Genomic DNA, 18,686 nt, shown 5'->3' with positions numbered 1-18,686 from the left:
TCAGGCATTGCCAACGACGCCCACCGGCATCACCGGCCGATGCGCCACGCGCCGCAACTCGACGCTGGGAACCCGCATCAGCGTGCGGTACTTGGTCACCGTGCGCCGCGCGAGCCGCAGCCCCTGATCGGCCAGAAGCCGCGCGAGCTGGGCATCCGACAGCGGGTGCAGCGGGTCTTCGGCCGCGATCAGTTCCTTGAGCAGCGCACGGATCGCCATCGCCGAGCACGTGCCGCCGTCGTCCGTGGCGAGCTGGCGCGAGAAGAAATACTTGAATTCGAACAGGCCGCGCGGCGTCGCCATGTACTTGCCGTTGGTCACGCGGCACACCGTCGATTCGTGCAGCTTCAGTTCGCTCGCGATGTCCTTCAGCGCGAGCGGCTTCATCGCGACTTCGCCGTAGCTGAAGAACACGCGCTGGTGCGCGACGATCGCGTTCGCGACGCGCTGGATCGTGCTGAAACGCTGCTCGACGTTGCGCAGCAGCCAGCGCGCCTCCTGCAGCAGGCGGTGGAACGACGCATCGCCTGCGCTGCGTCCGGCGGCGATCTCGGCATACGCGCGGTTCAGGCGCACGTTCGGCTGCACCGCCGGGTTGAGCGTCGCGACCCAGCGGCCGCGGACCTGCCTGACGATGATGTCGGGCACGACGTAGCGGGTGTTGTCGGGCGCGAACGTGCGCCCCGGGCGCGGGTCCAGCGTGCGGATCAGCGCGCGCGCGGTATGCAGCGCAGTTTCGTTGCAGCCGAGGAGCTGCTGCAGGCGGGGGAATTCGCGGTGTGCGAGCAGATCGAGGTGGTCGGTGACGATCGCCAGCGCGAGGTCGCGCCCGACGGTTTCCGGGTCGAGCGCCTGCAGTTGCAGCAGCAGGCACTCCTGCAACGATCGCGCGCCGATGCCGGGCGGGTCCAGCTGCTGCACGAATCGCAACGCGGCGCCGAGTTCGCGCACATCGACGTGTTCCTCGGGGAGGATCATCTCGGCAAGCTCTTCGAGCGGCGTTTCCAGGTAGCCGGCGTCGGTCAGCTCGTCCACGATCATGTGCGCCAGGGTGCGGTCGCGCTCGCTCATCGGTGACAGCAGCAACTGGGTGCGCAGGTTCTCGCGCAGGCTCACCGGCGCTTCGGTCCATTCGGTCCAGTCGTTTTCGTCTCCGTGAGACTGCGTCTGGCGCCGCTCGTCATAGGCCGGCGCGGGGAGGGGCATCTCCTCCGGTTCCGGCGCCGCCCCGTCGCCTTCGACAGCCGGCGAGGGCGGGGCTTCGCGTGATTCCACCGGCATTGCCGGAGCTTCGTTTTCGTCCTCGAGGAAGGGGTTCGTCGAAACGGCCTGCTCGACCTCCTGGGCGAATTCCAGTGACGAGAGCTGAAGAAGACGAAGCGCCTGCTGGATCTGGGGCGTTATCGCCAGGTGCTGGCGTAAACGAAGTTCCATTCCGAGACTCATGGCATCTCCTGCTGGCTGGGAAAAGTGCGCCTTTTTTCGCCGGGCGCCCGCCATTCCGCCGCAATAGTCGTGCCAGACAGTCGAGGCTTGCCGAGCCGCGGCGTGGGGGACTCCTGCCAGCCTTGGCTGCGCACTTCGGCAAGCACGTTTTACATCCCGGGAGTAAGAATTGCCCCGGCACGGCCGGGCCCGCGAAGCTGTCCGCGGAGCAAGCCCCGCGTGGCTGCAGGACCCCGACGCGCAACGCGAAAACCTTCAAGCAGGGCGCTTCCTTCTGCACCTCCCGAACAGCGGGCACGCAAAATGCGTCATTCCCCACTGCTCGGCCGGGCGTGGACCGCCCCGTGCATGAGCGTTCACGGCCCCACGGCCAGGCACGGAGGCCGCAACGGCCCGATCCGGAAAAATGACAGGAGGTCCCATGGAAAAAAGTCGCATTCAAGCCCGAGCGAAGATTCTTGCGCTCGCCGCCGGCGTGGTGATGGGAGCGGCGGCGTGCGACCGGGCGGACGAAGTTCCGCCGCCGAATCCGACCGGCACCCCGACCGTTCCGGAGCCCGTGAACCCCGCGACCGTGCCGAGCCCGCCGCCGACCGTCACTCCGCCGGCGGACGGGGCCGCCGGCAGCGCAGCAGGAACCGGGACGGCGCCGGGCGGGCCTACTGCCGGACCGATCGCCGGGGTCGACCGTTCGTTCATTTCCGAAGCCATGTCGCGCGGGCTTGCCGAAGTCGAGGCCAGCGGGCTGGCGGCGACGAAAGGGGCAGATCCGAAAGTGAAGTCCTTCGCCGAGAAGCTGCAGAAGGACCATACGCAAGCCAACGAGAAGCTCAAGAGCCTCGCCACGAGCAAGGGCATGACGGTGAGCATGACGATCGATCCCGCGGTTCAGGGCAAGCTGGACGAGCTCGAGAAGCTGTCGGGTGCGGAAATCGACCGCGCGTACCTGGAAAACTTCGGCGCCAGCGCGCACCGGGAGACGATCACGCTGTTCGAGCGCCAGGCGCGGGACGGGCAGGATCCGGACCTGAAGGCGTTCGCCGAAGAGACGCTGGGCGTGCTGCGCAGCCACCTCGAACTGGCGCAGCAGTTGCAGCCGGCCGGCACGGCGGCGCAATGAGAACGGTGAGCGCATCCCTGTCGGCGCTCGTCCCGCAGGGCCGATGAGCTGCACGCGGAGCGTTCAATCGCATGGTGGCGGCCGGACGACGCCGCCCGGCCCCGCCGCCATGCCAGTCGCCAGGGGGAGGCGGCCATGAGAGATGTGCTGGCGAGCCATCCGTGGATCGCCGTGACCTTGCAGATCGTCGGCGCGGCGCTGGTCGGGCTGGCGCTGCATTTCGTGCTGCATGTCATCGCGCGTCGCGCGGCCGCCCGCTTCGTGCTTGCGGACCGGATCGTCGCCTATACGCGGCGCACGTCGCAGTTCCTGATCCCGCTGCTGCTGGTTCATCTGTCGCTCGCCGACGCGCCGCTGCCGGCGGGTTTGCTCATCGGCCTGCGCCAGGCGCTGTCGATCGCCATCATCCTGCTGGTGACGGTGTTCGTCGTGCGGCTCATCGCGGCCGTGGCCGACGTCATCGCCACGCGTCACCCGACCACCGTTACGGACAACCTGCGCGCGCGCAGTGTGCAGACGCAGGTACGGGTGCTCGCGCGCATCACGATGTTCATCGTCGGCGTCCTCGGCGTCGGCTCGATGCTGATGACGTTTCCGAACGTGCGCCAGCTCGGCGCGAGCCTGCTCGCCTCGGCGGGCCTCGCCGGCATCGTCGCCGGCCTTGCCGCGCGCCCGGTGCTCGGCAACCTGATCGCCGGCCTGCAGATCGCGCTGACGCAGCCGATCCGCATCGACGACGTGCTGATCGTCGAGGACGAATGGGGGCGCGTCGAGGAAATCACCGAGACGTACGTCGTCGTGCGGATCTGGGACGACCGGCGGCTGATCGTGCCGCTCGAGTATTTCATCCAGCATCCGTTCCAGAACTGGACGCGCCAGACGTCGGACCTCATCGGCTCGGTATTCCTGTGGGTGGATTTCCGCATGCCGGTGCCGCCGCTGCGCGAGGAACTGCAGCGCATCGTCGAGGCCGCGCCCGAATGGGACCAGCGCGTGTGCGTGCTGCAGGTCACCGACGTCTCCGAGCGGGCGATGCAGCTGCGCGTGCTCGTCAGCACCGCGGATGCGGGAAGCGGCTGGGAGTTGCGCTGCAAGGTCCGCGAGCAGCTGATCGCGTACATGCAGCAGGACTACCCGCAGTACCTGCCCCAGCTGCGCACGGCGCTGCTGCGCGACGCGGAGACGAGCGAGCCCGCGGCGGCGCGCGTCGGCATGCCGGAAGGCCCGGCGGTGCGCGAGGAGTCGATCACGCCATGAGCCACGGCTTCCATACGACGTCCCGCCAGCCGCAGCGTACCGAGCCGTCCGGACGAGTGGCAACATCGACTGCGACCAGCGGGGTGGCGCGATGATGGGCGGGCTGATGCACGGCTTTCTCGCCTCGATGAAAGAGGGGCTGCCGTATCCGCTCGGCGCCACGTGGGATGGCGAAGGCGTCAATTTCGCGCTGTTTTCCGCGCATGCCACGCGCGTCGAGCTGTGCCTGTTCGACGACAGCGGACGCATCGAGGTCACGCGCGTCGACCTGCCGGAGTTCACCGACGAGGTCTGGCACGGCTACCTGCCCGGCGCCGGGCCGGGCCTCGTCTACGGCTACCGCGTGCACGGTCCGTACGTGCCCGAGCAGGGACACCGCTTCAACCCGCACAAGCTGCTGCTCGACCCGTACGCGCGGGAAGTCGTCGGCAGGCTCAGGTGGGGGTCGGCGCTGTTCTCCTACGAGCTGCGCGGCAAGAAACCGGGCCACGGCTTCGACAAGCGCGACAGCGCTCCCTTCATGCTCAAGGCGCGCGTCGTCGCGCCGGCCCCGCAACTGCCGCTGCCGGACCGCCCGCGCGTGCCGTGGGAGCGCAGCGTTTTCTACGAAGCGCACGTGCGCGGCCTGACGCGGCTGCATCCGGCAGTGCCAGCGCGCCTGCGCGGCAGCTTCGCGGGGCTCGGTTCGCCGGTGATCATCGAGCACCTGAAGTCGCTCGGCGTGACCTCGATCGAGCTGCTGCCGGTGCACCTGTTCGTCGACGACACGCATCTCACCGAAAAGGGGCTGCGCAACTACTGGGGCTACAACTCGCTCGGCTTCTTCACGCCCGATCCGCGCTATCTCGCCGGGCGCGCCATCGCCGAGTTCCGCGACATGGTCGCCCGCCTGCACGACGCCGACCTCGAGATGATTCTCGACGTCGTCTACAACCACACCGCCGAAGGCAACGAGCTGGGCCCGAGCTTCTCGTTCAAGGGGCTCGACAACGCGTCGTACTACCGCCTGAACCCGGACGAGCCGTGCTACTACCTCAACGATGCCGGTACCGGCAACACGCTGAACCTGAACCATCCGCGCGTGCTGCAGATGGTGCTCGACAGCCTGCGCTACTGGGTGCTGCAGATGGGCGTCGACGGGTTTCGCTTCGACCTGGCGACGATCCTCGGCCGCGAGGCGCACGGCTTCGATCCCGGCAGCGGCTTCTTCGACGCCTGCCGCCAGGACCCGGTGCTCAACCGCGTCAAGCTGATCGGCGAACCGTGGGACTGCGGCCCCGGCGGTTACCAGGTCGGCGCCTTTCCGCCGGGCTGGGGCGAGTGGAACGACAGCTTCCGCGATGCCGTGCGCTCGTTCTGGAAAGGCGACGAGGGGCGCGCGCCGGAGCTGGCGACGCGGCTGGCGGCCTCGGCGGACCGCTTCAACCGCCGCGGCCGGCGGCCGTGGGCGAGCATCAACTTCATCACCGCGCACGACGGCTTCACGCTGCACGACCTGGTTTCCTACAACGACAAGCACAACGAGGCCAACGGCGAGGACAACAACGACGGCCACGACGACAACCGTTCGTGGAACTGCGGCGCCGAAGGGCCGACCGACGACCCGGACATCATCGCGCTGCGCGAGCGGCAAAAGCGCAACTTCCTCGCCACGCTGCTGTTCGCGCACGGCACGCCGATGCTGCTCGCCGGCGACGAGTTCGGCCGCACCCAGCGCGGCAACAACAACGCGTACTGCCAGGACAACGAGCTCGGCTGGGTGAACTGGGCGGACATCGACGCCAGCGGCGAGCGCCTGCTCGCGTTCGCGCGCCACCTGCTGGTGCTGCGCGACGCCCTGCCGGTGCTGCGCCCCGGGCGTTTCTCGACCGGCGAGATGCATCCCGTCCATGAGGTGCGCGACGTCGCGTGGCTGAACCCGGCCGGCACCGAACTGGAAGAGAAGGAGTGGTCCGATCCGCAGATGCGCTGCTTCGGCATGCTCGCCGACGGCCGCGCGCAGCACACCGTGGTGCCACACCCGGGCAGCGACGTCATCGTGCTGCTGGTCGTCAACGCCGGACACGAAGCGGTCGAATGGACGCTGCCGCACGTGCCGGGCGCCGGGCACTGGACACGCCTCGTCAACACCGCCGCACCGGATGACTCGGCGTTTCCCGCGTTCGTTGCCGGCCACCGTGACACGATCGGCCCCCGCTCGCTGCTGCTGTTCGCAGCCGCGGCGGACAAGCCCTCGGCGATGTTCATCGACGGGCTGCTCGTCGGCCTGACGGCACGCGGCGCGAGGTCCCGCCTGCACGTCGATGAGCCGGAAGGGAAGGAGGGGAAGGAGAGGGGAAGGTGGAGGGGAGGCGATGCCCAACCGGACTGAAGTGCTGCAGGCGAGTTATCTGCGCCGCATTGCGCTCGACGAAGGCGGGTTCCGCTACGTCTGGCCGGATGGCACGGCGTATCGCGACGCCGAAGGGCTGGCGCGGATCGCATCGCTCGCGGTGCCGCCGGCCTACACCGACGTGTTCGTCAGCCCGGACCCGGACGACGAGCTGCAGGCGTTCGGACGTGACGCGCGCGGTCGCCTGCAGTACCGCTATCACGCCGACTTCGTGCAGAACAGCGCGATGCGCAAATGGCGCCGGCTGGCCCGCTTCGCCGCGGCGCTGCCGAGGCTGCGTGAAGTCACGCGCACCGACCTGCGCCTGTCCGGGATGCCGCGCCGCAAAGTCCTGGCGTTGCTGACGCGGCTGCTGCACCGCGTGCATTTCCGTGTCGGCAGCGCGAGCTACCTGCGCCAGTACCGCAGCTACGGGCTGACGACGCTGCGCAAGCGGCACGTGCGCCTCGAAGGCCACCGCATCGTTTTCTCGTATCGGGGCAAGCACGGCGTGCACCAGTACCGGGAGCTGCGCGACCGGGGCCTCGCCGCCAGCATCGCGCGCCTGCTCGCGCTGCCCGGCAGCGCGCTGTTCCAGTGCGAGGACGAGCACGGCACGCTGCGCCCGGTGCAGGCGGCCGAACTCAACGCGTACCTGCGCGAGGCCATCGGCCCGTTCACGGCGAAGGATTTCCGCACCTGGGGCGGTACGCTGCGGGCGGCGGAATTCCTCGCCGCGGCGGGTCCGGCCGACAGCGAGCGCGCGGCGTCGCGGGTGCTCGTCGATTGCGTCAAGGCGGTGGCCGCGGAACTCGGCAACACCGCCGCGGTGACGCGCTCGAGCTACATCTGCCCGGTGATCTTCGACCGCTACCTCGGCGGCGAGGTGCTCGACGACTACGTCCCCGCGGCCGCGGACGAGGGCGTGCGCGGTCTGTCGCGCAACGAGATCGCGCTGCACCGGATGCTCGAAAGCCGCCTGCGCCACGCCCGGAATGCCGCCCGGACCCCGGCACCCGGCCCGTCCGGCTCCGCGGGGCGGGGCGCGGCACGGCGCGGCTGCTCTCCCATTTCGTTGTCCGCGGTGCCCGCGCCGCGGCATGTGCTTGCTTGGAGGTGAATCATGATTGCCGGCAAATCAGTGCTTGCGTTCGTCATGGCGGGTGGTGAGGGTAGCCGCCTGCACCCGCTGACGGCGGAGCGGTCGAAACCGTCGGTGCCTTTCAACGGACGCCACCGCATCGTCGATTTCGTGCTGTCGAACCTCGTCAACTCCGAGATCTATTCGATCTACCTGCTGGTGCAGTACAAGTCGCAATCGCTGATCGAGCACATCCGGCGCTCGTGGGTCATGAGTCCGCTGATTCCGCACCACTATGTCACGGTCGTGCCGCCGCAGATGCAGCACGGGCCGGAGTGGTTCCAGGGGACCGCGGATTCGGTGTACCAGAACCTGCACCTCATTGACCTGGTGAAGCCGGAGCTGGTCGTGGTGTTCGGCGCGGACCATGTATACCGCATGGATCTGCGCCAGATGATCGAATTCCACATCGCGACGCAGGCCGACGCGACCGTCGCGGCGCTCCCCGTGCCGCTCGAACACACGAGTTCGTTCGGCATCATCCGCACCGACAGCGCCGGGCGCATCCGCGATTTCCGCGAGAAGCCGGAATCGGCCGAGCCGATGCCCGGGCGGCCGGGCCACGCGCTGGCGTCGATGGGCAACTACGTGTTTTCCGCCGATCTCCTCGTCGACGCGCTGATGCGCGCGCATTCGCGCGGCGGCCACGATTTCGGCAAGAACCTGCTGCCGGCGATGGCCGAGCGCAACCGCGTGATGGCGTACGACTTCACGACGAACCGCATGCGCGGCATCCGCGACTACGAGGAGCCGGCGTACTGGCGCGACGTCGGCACGATCGATGCATATTACGAGGCCAACTTCGACACCCTCGGCGAATTTCCGAAATTCTGCATGTCGAACCCGCACTGGCCGATCTACGCAAATCCCGACCAGACCGAGGCCGCCCAGGTCCATGACGGCCACATCCGCAGCGCCTCGCTCGGCGCCGGCGTCGTGATCCGCCGGGCGATCATCGAGCGCTCGCTGCTGCGCCGCGAAGTCGTCGTCGAGGAGGGGGCCGAGGTCGTCGATTCGATCATCATGGACCGCTCGGTCATCGGCCAGGGCGCGCGGGTGCGCCGCGCGATCATCGACCAGTACAACTTCGTTCCCCCTGGCATGAAGATCGGCTACGACCTGGAGGCCGACCGCCAGCGTTTCCACATCAGCGAATCCGGCGTCGTCGTCGTCGGCAAGGGACAGCTCAAGCCATGAACATGCATTACCGCGATACCGGGATCCCCGGCCGAAAATCCCCGGAGCTGGAATACGGTGGCCTCCGTCCGGGGCGGCCATCGCACCATGGGCCGTCGCACCATATGCACCGCATGCCGTTCGGGCCGGAGCGCATCGACGAACACGATGAGAGCGCCGGCTACCGCTTCCGCCTGTGGGCGCCGGCGACCAAGCACGTCGAGCTGTGCCTCATCACGCCGTCGGGAGCGAAGCATTACGTCCCGTGCGCGAAGTCCGAAGGGTGGCACAGCTGCCGGGTGGGAGAGGCGCGGGCGGGCGATCTCTACATGTTCCGGCTCGACGGCCAGCTCGAAGTGCCGGACCCGGCGTCGCGCTTCAACCCGCAGGATGTCCACGGCCCGAGCCTGCTCGTCGACCCGCGGCAGTTCAGCTGGGAGGACGGCGCCTGGCACGGGCGACCGTGGCACGAGGCGGTGATCTATGAACTGCACGTCGGCACGTTCACGCCGGAAGGACGCTACGACGCTGCCGAGCGCAGGCTCGCCGAACTGGCGCGGCTCGGCGTCACCGCGATCGAGCTGATGCCGCTCGCAGATTTCCCCGGCAACCGCGGCTGGGGCTACGACGGCGTGCTGCCGTTCGCGCCCGACGCGGCCTACGGCAGCCCCGACGAGCTGAAGCATTTCGTGCAGAGCGCGCACCGGCTCGGCCTGATGGTGCTGCTCGACGTCGTCTATAACCATTTCGGCCCGGACGGCAATTATCTGCAGGTCTATACGCCGCAGTTCTTCACGACGGAATACGCGACGCCGTGGGGCGGCGCGATCGCGTTCGACGGCGTCGCGAGCGCGACGGTGCGCCAATTCTTCATCCACAACGCGCTGTACTGGCTGGAGGAATATCGCTTCGACGGCCTGCGGCTGGACGCGGTGCAGAGCATCTTCGACGCCTCGCCCCGGCACATCCTCGAGGAGCTGTCGATGTGGGTACGTGCGCGCGCGACCCACCGCCAGCTCCACCTGGTTCTCGAACACGTCGACAACGAGGCGTCGCGGCTCGGCGCGCCGCAGTCCACAGGCACTTACGACGCGCAGTGGAACGACGACTTCCACCACGCCGCCCACGTGCTGCTGACCGGCGAGCGCGACGGCTATTACGCCGACTACGCGGACCATCCGGTGCGCCACCTCGTGCGCTGCCTCGCCGAAGGCTTCGCCTACCAGGGCGAATTGTCGCCGTTCCATGGCAGGGCGCGCGGCGAGTCCAGCGCCGCGCTGCCGCCGACCGCGTTCGTCAATTTTCTGCAGAACCACGACCAGGTCGGCAACCGCGCGTTCGGCGAGCGGCTGGTGACGCTGGCCCCGCCCGACAGGCTGCGCGCCGTCGTCGCGCTGCAGTTGCTCGCCCCTTCGCCGCCGCTGATGTTCATGGGCGAAGAGGCCGGGGCGAAGACGCCTTTCCTGTATTTCTGCGACTACCAGGGCGAGCTGGCGACCGCGGTGCGGGAGGGCCGCAAGCGCGAGTTCGCCGGTTTCGAGCATTTTTCCGCGGCCGGCGAGGGTGAGGGTGATGGTGAGGGTGAGGGCGAGGGCGGGCACAGGCACGAAATCCCCGATCCGTGCGCCGAGGCGACGTTCCTCGCGAGCAAGCTCGACTGGCGCGCGCGCGAAAGCGAAGCGGGGCAGCGATGGCTAAGCTTTTATCGGGAGCTGCTCGGATTGCGCCACGAGTTTGTCGTGCCGCGCGTGCCGCAGATTGTCGCCGGCGGCTGCACGGCGACGATGCACGGTGACGAGGCGTTCGAAATCCGCTGGCCGTGCGCCGACGGCGGCGCGCTCGTGCTGCGTGCCAATCTCGCCGACGCGGCGGCAGCGACGTTCGAGCGCCTCGGCGTCGCCCCGTTCGCGTCGCTCGGGCCGGAGGCGGACCAACCGCAGCAGCTCGCGCGGTGCTCGGTGCGGGCGTATGTCGTGCCGCCGGGCCGCGCGGGCACGTAGCGGGAACGAGGTGCAGGAAGCAGGGCGCAGGAACCGGGCTGCAACAAGGGGGGAAGATGGACGGCGAGACGGCGAGCGAGAGGGTGATCCACACGGACTCGGGCAAGGGGCACGACGTCGGCGACGACGCGCGCACGGGACTCGACGCGCTGTGCGTGTATCTCGGCGTCGCGCTCGAGTACGAGGACGCCTGGGGCCAGCGCACGGTCGTGCCCGAGGTGAAAAAGCGCGATATCGTCGCCGCACTCGGCTATCCGGTCGCCGACCAGGCCGAGGCGGCGGCCTGCCTCGCGGACCTGCGCGCCGCCGCGCGCCGGCGCATCCTGCCGCCGCTGCTGGTCGTGCAGGGCGGCACGCCGCCGCTGCGGCTGAGGGCGAACCTGCCGGCGGAGTTCATCGGCCGCACGCTGCCGTGGCGCATCGTGCTCGAAGACGGCGGCGAGCGCTCCGGCGTCGTCGTGCCGCACCCCGTCCCGGCCGACCTCACGCTGCCCGACTCCGCCTCGCCCGGAGCTCCCGTCCCGGACGCTGAGGGGAGTGGCGATGACAGCCGCCGCCCGACGCTGTTGGAGCTCCCCATCGACGTGCCACCGGGGCACCACCGGCTGCTGCTCTTCGAGCCCGCGCAGCCACCGCGCGAACTGGCCAGCGCGGCGCTCGCGATCTGCCCCGCGACCTGTTTCCAGCTGCCGCGCCCGGCGCCGCAATGCGTCGGCGACCGGCTGTGGGGGCCGGCCGTGCAGGTGTACGCGCTGCGCTCGTCGCGCAACTGGGGGATCGGCGATTTCGGCGACCTGCTGCGCCTCGTCGACCTCGCCGCCGATGCCGGCGCGCACGTCGTCGGCGTCAATCCGCTGCATGCGCTGTTCCCGCACGACCCGGCACGCGCCAGCCCGTACAGCCCGTCGAGCCGCGAATGGCTCAACGTGCTGTACATCGAGATCGAGACGACGCGCGACTACGGCGAATGCGCCGCCGCGCGCCAGCACGTCGAGGAGCCCGCGTTCCGGCAGCGCCTCGAAACGCTGCGGGCGACCGAATTCGTCGACTACGGCGGCGTCGCTGCGGCGAAGTTCGAAGTACTCGAGATGCTGTATCGCCACTTCCGCGCGGTCCATCTCGAACGCAACACGCAGCGCGCCGGGCTGTTCCGCGACTTCCAGCGCGAGGGCGGGCGCAGCCTGCGCGCGCACGCGCTGTTCGACGCGCTGCAGGAACGGTTCTTTCGCCTCGACCGCGCGGTCTGGGGCTGGACGGTCTGGCCCGAGGCGTACCGCGACATCGACGGCCCAGCGGTCGAAGCGTTCGCCCTCGCCAACGAGGAGCGCGTCGAGTTCTTCGAGTACCTGCAATGGCAGGCCGAAGCGCAGCTGCGCCGCGTCGCCGCGCGGGCGCAGGCGCGCGGCATGGCGATCGGCCTGTACCGCGACCTCGCGGTGGGCGTGAACGAAGGCGGCTCGGAGACCTGGGCGCGGCCGAAGCTGCACGCGCTCGGCATCCACGCCGGCGCGCCGCCCGACGAGCTCAACCCGGCAGGGCAGGACTGGGGTTTTCCTCCGGTCATCCCGCAGCGCCTCGCGGCCGAGTGCTTCGAACCTTTCCTCGCGGTGCTGCGCGCGAACATGCGCCACGCGGGCGCGCTGCGCATCGATCACGTGATGAGCCTGATGCGCCTGTTCTGGCTGCCGACCGACCGGCCGCGCCGCGTCGGCGCCTACGTCGCGTACCCGATGGACGAGCTGCTCGGGCTGCTGTGCCTCGAGAGCCGCCGCCACCGCTGCGTCGTCATCGGCGAGGACCTCGGCATCGTGCCGCAGGGAGTCCGCGACGCGATGGCGCGCTACGCGATCCTCTCGTACCGCCCGCTGTATTTCGAGCAGGACTGGGGCGCCGGCGGTTTCAGGGCACCGCGGGACTGGCCGGCGCAGGCGGTGGCGTCGGTATCGACGCACGACCTGCCGACGCTGCGCAGCTACTGGAGCGGCTTCGACCTGCAGCTGCGCGACAGGCTTGGCATGTACCGCGAGCCGGGGATGCACGCTCGCCAGCTCGAACGCCGCGAGGCCGATCGGCGCGCGCTGCTCGCCGCGCTGGCCGCCGAAGAAGGATGCGGGGAGGGGGTCGGCGAGGGGGCCGGCACCGATCCGGCGCGCGTCGCGGACGACGATCCGCGCCTCGCGGTCGCGGTGCATCGCTTCATCGCTCGCACGCCGGCGGCGATCGCGGTGGTGCAGTTCGAGGACGTGCTCGGACAGCTGGAAGGCGTCAACCTGCCGGGGACGAGCGAGTCCGAATACCCGAACTGGCGCCGCAAGCTCGGCGCTGAGCTCGCCGACATCGAGGTCGACCCGAGGTGGCGTGCGGTCAGCGCCGCGGTGGATGCGGAACGGCCGTGCCCGCTGCGCGAGCTGAGCGGCGGCCCGGCCGATTTCCACCCGGAGACTGCGGCAATCCCGCGCGCGACGTACCGGCTGCAGTTCCACGCCGACTTCGGCTTCGCCGCGGCCGAAGCGGTGCTGCCCTATCTCGCCGAGCTCGGCATCAGCCACGTCTATGCGGCGCCGTTCCTGAAGGCGCGCCCCGGGAGCCGGCATGGCTACGACATCGTCGACCACCAGGCGGTGAACCCCGAGATCGGCAGCGAGGCGGACTTCGACCGTTACTGCGCGCGGCTGGCCGAGCTCGGGCTCGGGCAGGTCCTTGACGTCGTGCCCAACCACGTCGGCGTGCTCGGCGCCGACAACGAATGGTGGCTGGACGTGCTCGAGAACGGCGAGGCGTCCGAATATGCGGACCACTTCGACATCGACTGGCAGCCGCCTTTCCCCGAACTGCGCGGCAAGGTGCTGCTACCGGTGCTCGGCGACCAGTACGGGCTGGTGCTCGAAGCCGGCGAGTTGCGGCTCGACTTCTGCGCCGAGCGCGGCGAATTCAGCGTGCATTATTTCGAGCACCGCTTCCCGGTCGATCCGTGCGACTACCCGTCGATCCTCACGCCGGCGGTGTCGGCGCGCGGCGCGCAGAGCGTCGTCGCCGCGGAGCAGATCGAACTCGAGACGCTGCTCGCGGCGCTGCGCCACCTGCCGCCGCGCGACGTCGCGGACCTGGCACTGCAGACCGAGCGCCGCCACAACAAGAACCTCTTCAAGCAGCACCTCGCCGCGCTTTACGAGCGGCTCCCGGCGGTGCGCGCGCGCATCGAGGAACGGCTTGCGGCGTTCAACGGGCGCGTCGGCGAAGCGGCGAGCTTCGACGCGCTCGACGCGCTGCTCGCGCGCCAGGCGTACCGGCTCGCGTCATGGCGCGTCGCCGCCGACGACATCAACTACCGCCGCTTCTTCGACATCAACGACCTCGCAGCGCTGCGCATGGAAGTGGAGAGCGTGTTCGAGGCGACGCACGCGCAGATCTTCCGCTGGCTCGCGGCAGGGCGCGTGTCGGGCCTGCGCATCGACCATCCGGATGGGCTCGCCGAGCCGGTCGCGTACTTCGAACGCCTGCAGGCCCGCCACGCGGCGATCTGCCGCGAACTGGCGCTCGCCCGCGGCACGCCGCCCGCGGGCCCGGAACCGGCGCTGTACCTCGTCGTCGAGAAGATCCTCGCCGAGTTCGAGCCGCTGCCGGCCGACTGGCCGGTGCACGGCGGCACCGGCTACCGCTTCGCGAACCTGTGCAACGGACTGTTCGTCGATTCCGCGCAGGAGTCGCGCTTTTCGCGGATCTACCGCGCCTTCACCGGCGAAGCGCGCAATTTCAGCGAAGTGCTGCACGAAGCGAAGCTGCTGATCATGATGCATTCGCTGCCGGGCGAAGTCAGCGGGCTGGCCGGGCTGCTCCACGACATCGCCCAGCACGACCGGCGCACGCGCGATTTCACGCGCAGCCGGCTGCGCGGCGCGCTGAAGGAGATCGTCGCCGGCTTCCCGGTCTATCGCACCTACATCGGGCCGCGCGGGGTTTCCGACACCGACCGCCGCTACATCGAGCGCGCCGTCGCGAGCGCTGCCGCGCGCACCCGCGCGGGCGATGCGACGGTGCTGCGCTTCGTGCGCGACGTGCTGGTCTCGGCGCCGACCGAAACCGCGGCCGAACTGCGCCCGCTCAAGCTGCGCTTCGTGCGGCGCTTCCAGCAGTTCACCGCGCCGGTGATGGCCAAATCGATGGAAGACACCGCGTTCTACCGCTACAACCGGCTGGTGTCGCTGAACGACGTCGGCGGCGACCCGCACACGTTCGGCATCGCGGTGCAGGATTTCCACGCCGCGAACGAGCGCGTCGCGGCGAGCCACCCGTTCGGCCTGCTCGGCAGCTCGACCCACGACAGCAAGCGCTCCGAGGACGTGCGCGCGCGCATCGACGTGCTGTCCGAGATGCCCGGCGCGTGGCGGCTCGCGCTGCGGCGCTGGCGCAAGCTCAACGAGCGCCACAAGCGCCGGGTCAATGACGCGCTCGCGCCGTCGTGCAACGACGAGTACCTGCTGTACCAGACGCTGCTCGGCGTGTGGCCGGCGGTGGCGCCGGATGCGCGCGGCCTGGCCGAACTCGCGCGCCGCGTCGATGCGTACATGCTGAAGGCCGCGCGCGAGGCGAAACGGCACACCAGCTGGATGAACCCCGAGCCCGGCTACGAGGCGGCGCTTTCCGGCTTCGTGCGGCGCCTCTTTGCCGGCGGCCTCGACAATCCGTTCATCGCCGACTTCCTGCCGTTCCACGCCCGCGTGTCATGCTTCGGCTGCTACAACAGCCTCGCGATGGCGCTGCTCAAGCTCACCGCGCCCGGCGTGCCGGACATCTACCAGGGCTGCGAGAGGTGGAACTACCGGCTCGTGGATCCCGATAACCGCTTCCCGGTCGATTTCGCCGCGGCGCGCGAACTCCTGCATGGCCTGCAGCAGGACTGCCCGGAGGGCGCGGACGAGGCGACGCGGCGCAACGCGCTCGCCGCGATGCTCGACGCGATGTCCGACGGTCGCGACGACGGCCGCATCAAGCTCTACGTGCTGTGGCGCGCGCTCGCGGTGCGGCGCGAGTTCGAGCAGACGATGCGCTTCGGCCGCTACGTCGCGCTGGAGACGGACGGGCCGGCGGCGCTGCACGTCGTCGCGTTCGCGCGCGTGCTCGGCGACGACATCGTCGTCGTCGTCGCCTCGCGCCTGCTGTTCACGCTGTGCCGCGGCGACGCCTCGCTGCTGCGCGATGCGGCGATCTGGCAGGGCACGTTCGTCGAGCTGCCGGCGTTCTCGGAAGGCCGGCAATGGCGCGATGCGCTGTGCGGGCAGGGTGTGCGGCCGGAGTGCGCCGGCAACCGCTGCCATCTCGATGTCGCGCGCCTGTTCGGTGCGCTGCCGCTGGCCCTGCTCGTGCCGCAACGCGAGCGTGCCGTCGCCGTCCGGGAGGCGGGATGAATGCCACCAGGAAAGCCGCCCGGCTCCGCGTGCTGTTCGCGACGCCCGAGTGCGCGCCGTGGGCCAAGACGGGCGGACTCGGCGACGTCAGCGCGAGCCTGCCGGCCGCGCTGGCCGCGCTCGGGCTCGACATGTGCGTGCTGCTGCCAGGCTATCCGTCGGTACGCGAGGCGGCGCGCAACGCGCGCAAGGTCGCGGACATCCGCGCCGAGCACGGCCTGCCGTCCGCCCGCCTGCTGCGCGCCCGGCTGCCGAGCGGCGTGCCGGCGCTGGTGCTCGATTGCCCGTCGCTGTACCGGCGCGAGGGCGGCCCCTACCAGGACGGCGAGGGCGTCGACTACAGCGACAACGCGCTGCGTTTCGGCCTGCTGTCGCACGTCGCCGCGCGGCTGGCGAGCGCCGCGAGCCCGCTGGTGTGGCGCGCGGACATCCTGCACTGCAACGACTGGCCCACGGCGCTGGCGCCGGCGTACCTGAAGCTCGGCCTGCCCGGGGGGGCGCCGAGCCTCGTCGTCGTCCATAACCTCGCGTTCCAGGGGATCTTCCCCCTCGACGTCGCCGACCGGCTGGGCCTGCCGCCGGAGAGCCTTGTGCCCGAAGGCGTCGAGTACTGGGGCAAGCTGTCGTTCCTGAAGGCCGGCCTCTACTACGCCGACCGCATCGTCGCCGTCAGCCCGACGTATGCGCGCGAAATCCGCACCGAAGCGCACGGCTGCGGCCTGCAGGGGCTGCTCGAAACGCGCGCGAACCGCCTCGCCGGCATCCTCAACGGCATCGACATGGACGCCTGGGACCCGCGCACCGATCCGCACCTCGACACGAACTACGACGCGGACACGCTCGAAGACAAGGCGCCGAACAAGCGCGCGCTGCAGGCCGAGTTGGGACTGGCGGCCGACGACGGCGCGCTGCTGCTCGGCATGGTCACCCGCCTGACCGACCAGAAGGGCATCGACCTGGTGCTCGACGCGCTGCCGGAACTGCTCGCGCGGCCGGTGCAGCTCGCGCTGCTCGGCGGGGGCGACGCGCGCTTCGAGGAGGCGTGGCGCGAACGCGCAGCCGCGACGCCGGAGCGCATCGCGGCGGTGATCGGCTTCGATGAGCGGCTCGCGCACCGCATCGAGGCCGGCGCCGATGCGTTCGTGATGCCGTCGCGCTTCGAGCCGTGCGGGTTGAACCAGATGTACAGCCAGCGCTATGGCACGTCGCCGATCGTGCGCGCAACGGGCGGGCTCGTGGACTCGGTCGGCGACTTCAGCGTCGACGGCCTGCACCGTGGCGAAGCGTCCGGTTTCCTGTTCGCCGACGCGACGCCGGCGGCGCTGGTCGAGGCCGTCGACCGCGCGCTGAAGGTGTTCGCCGACCGCGTGGCGTGGCGCACGCTGTGTCGCAACGGCATGGCGCGCGACTTCAGCTGGGGGGGCAGCGCCGGCCGATATGCGCGGCTTTACGTGGCGATGCGAGCAGCGGCGGCAGCCTGAGCCGCGCCGCCCACGCGGCCTCGCGCGCCGGCGCCGCGGACGCGAGCAAGATGATATGCCGGCCCGGTACGGATTCGCGCAAGGCCCGCAGCGCAGGGGTGGTCATCAGCACGTCGCCGAGGTTGTCGAGCCGCACCGCGAGGATGCGTCGTGCCTCTTTCCAGCGCGCGGCCCGCGTCAGCGCGTTCATCCCGGCTCGTCCGTCTGCCACACCGTGAACCCGCTCTCGGGTTCCGCCGCGATGCTGTCTAGCACCTCGGCCGGCGTCCATTCGAGGATGCCGTCGACCGCTTCGGCGAGGCTCGATGCGACGAGGTCGGGCTCGCGCATCGGCCCGTGGCGCCATTCCGTTTCCGACCCGACCGCCAGCAGCACGGTGCGGCAACCGGCCCGTCGTCCGGCTTCGATGTCGTCGAGGATGTCGCCGATCAGCCACGAGCGCCGCAGGTCGAGGCGGTGGTCCTGCGCGGCCTGCAGCAGCAGGCCGGGTTCGGGCTTGCGGCATTCGCAGCGGCCGGCGAAGCGGTCGTCGGTGCCCTGCGGATGGTGGGGGCAGTGATAGATCGCGTCGAACACGACGCCGTACGGCGACAGCAGCGCGGCGATCGCGGCCCACACCGCTTCGAGCGCATCGGGCTCGAACAGGCCGAACGCCACGCCCGGCTGGTTCGTCACCAGGATGAGGTGGTAGCCGTGGCGCTGGAGCCGTGCGAGCGCTTCGCCGGCGCCGTCGCGCAGGCGCACTTTGGCCGGATCGACGTTGTACGGCACGTCGTCGATCAGCGTGCCGTCCTTGTCGATGAAAACCGCAGCATTCAGGGCCACGATGTCTCCCCCATCGGCAGCTGCTGCGCATGCGCCGCATGCCGGCGCGGCCGAAATCCCGTGACCCCGTCGACGACGGTGTGCTTGATGCCGCCGACCTTTGAGCCTATCACCGGGCAGCTGCAGGCCATCGTTTCGAGCGGCGTGATGCCGAACGGCACGTCAGCGACGCCGACGGCGCCGATGTCGCGCTGCAGGATGGTGCGGAACATCGCGAAGATCGCCCAATACACGATCGTGCCGCGGATGAAGAGCTCGAGCGGCGAAACCGTCAGCCCAAACATTTCATTCCAGTCGATCGCCATCATGGCCTCCTCCTGCGCACCGGCGACGCGCGTCTGCAGCCGTCGCCCTTTCACGCTCCGCTGCAATCCGCTTTCCCGGCGCGGGCGCTCCAACGGGCGACAGCTCGCAGGCAATTGACTGAAAAAATTACAACTTCCCGCGATGGGCGGAGGTTGGCG

The 18,686-nt window shown here is 69.9% G+C and carries 12 protein-coding genes; 8 read left to right on the top strand and 4 right to left on the bottom strand.

Translation table 11 applies throughout. The features are described from left to right. A complete protein-coding gene (locus GO606_RS15925; protein ID WP_343316319.1) occupies positions 1 to 1,434 on the bottom strand; it encodes an RNA polymerase factor sigma-54 in 1,434 nt (477 codons plus the stop codon). Positions 1,435 to 1,867: 433 nt separating this feature from the next. Here GO606_RS15925 and GO606_RS15920 point away from each other — a divergent pair, with 433 nt between their 5' ends. The 8 genes from GO606_RS15920 (at position 1,868) to glgA (ending at position 17,397) form a co-directional block, all read left to right on the top strand. Beyond that, entirely contained in the window at positions 1,868 to 2,566 is a 699-nt protein-coding gene (locus GO606_RS15920; RefSeq protein ID WP_169117696.1) for a DUF4142 domain-containing protein, read from the top strand. A gap of 135 nt (positions 2,567 to 2,701) precedes the next feature. Continuing rightward, a complete protein-coding gene (locus tag GO606_RS15915) occupies positions 2,702 to 3,823 on the top strand; it encodes a mechanosensitive ion channel family protein (protein ID WP_169117695.1) in 1,122 nt (373 codons plus the stop codon). A gap of 91 nt (positions 3,824 to 3,914) precedes the next feature. Then, on the top strand, positions 3,915 to 6,194 hold the full coding sequence (gene glgX, locus GO606_RS15910; RefSeq protein ID WP_246979661.1) for a glycogen debranching protein GlgX: 2,280 nt from the start codon (positions 3,915 to 3,917) through the stop codon (positions 6,192 to 6,194). Next, on the top strand, positions 6,178 to 7,314 hold the full coding sequence (locus tag GO606_RS15905; RefSeq protein WP_169118694.1) for a DNA topoisomerase IB: 1,137 nt from the start codon (positions 6,178 to 6,180) through the stop codon (positions 7,312 to 7,314). Before glgX ends, GO606_RS15905 begins: the two co-directional genes overlap by 17 nt. Before the next feature lie 3 nt (positions 7,315 to 7,317). After that, positions 7,318 to 8,532: a glucose-1-phosphate adenylyltransferase gene (locus GO606_RS15900; protein WP_169118693.1), complete on the top strand. Its 1,215-nt coding sequence runs from the start codon at positions 7,318 to 7,320 to the stop codon at positions 8,530 to 8,532. 113 nt (positions 8,533 to 8,645) lie between these two features. Next, complete coding sequence (gene treZ, locus GO606_RS15895; RefSeq protein ID WP_246979659.1) at positions 8,646 to 10,511, top strand: malto-oligosyltrehalose trehalohydrolase; 1,866 nt, start codon at positions 8,646 to 8,648, stop codon at positions 10,509 to 10,511. 56 nt (positions 10,512 to 10,567) lie between these two features. After that, positions 10,568 to 15,916, top strand: a complete 5,349-nt coding sequence (locus GO606_RS15890; RefSeq protein ID WP_169118691.1) for a malto-oligosyltrehalose synthase — start codon at positions 10,568 to 10,570, stop codon at positions 15,914 to 15,916. Then, on the top strand, positions 15,913 to 17,397 hold the full coding sequence (glgA, locus tag GO606_RS15885) for a glycogen synthase GlgA (RefSeq protein WP_169118690.1): 1,485 nt from the start codon (positions 15,913 to 15,915) through the stop codon (positions 17,395 to 17,397). Before GO606_RS15890 ends, glgA begins: the two co-directional genes overlap by 4 nt. Here glgA and GO606_RS15880 read toward each other — a convergent pair. Genes GO606_RS15880 through GO606_RS21965 form a run of 3 tightly spaced genes read right to left on the bottom strand, consistent with a single transcriptional unit; the run spans position 17,327 to position 18,581 of the window. After that, on the bottom strand, positions 17,327 to 17,587 hold the full coding sequence (locus tag GO606_RS15880; protein WP_246979658.1) for a glycosyltransferase family 9 protein: 261 nt from the start codon (positions 17,585 to 17,587) through the stop codon (positions 17,327 to 17,329). The two genes, glgA and GO606_RS15880, sit on opposite strands and share 71 nt — an antisense overlap. Next, positions 17,584 to 18,222, bottom strand: coding sequence for a D-glycero-alpha-D-manno-heptose-1,7-bisphosphate 7-phosphatase (locus GO606_RS15875; RefSeq protein ID WP_169118689.1), 639 nt, complete (start codon positions 18,220 to 18,222; stop codon positions 17,584 to 17,586). Before GO606_RS15875 ends, GO606_RS15880 begins: the two co-directional genes overlap by 4 nt. Continuing rightward, positions 18,213 to 18,581, bottom strand: a complete 369-nt coding sequence (locus tag GO606_RS21965; RefSeq protein ID WP_280516159.1) for a glycosyltransferase — start codon at positions 18,579 to 18,581, stop codon at positions 18,213 to 18,215. The genes GO606_RS15875 and GO606_RS21965 overlap by 10 nt, the downstream gene beginning before the upstream one ends. Positions 18,582 to 18,686 lie beyond the last annotated feature (105 nt).

The sequence above is a fragment of the Aromatoleum anaerobium genome, from assembly GCF_012910705.2.
Lineage (GTDB): Bacteria > Pseudomonadota > Gammaproteobacteria > Burkholderiales > Rhodocyclaceae > Aromatoleum > Aromatoleum anaerobium.
This window is presented reverse-complemented; position numbering and strand designations above follow the sequence as displayed.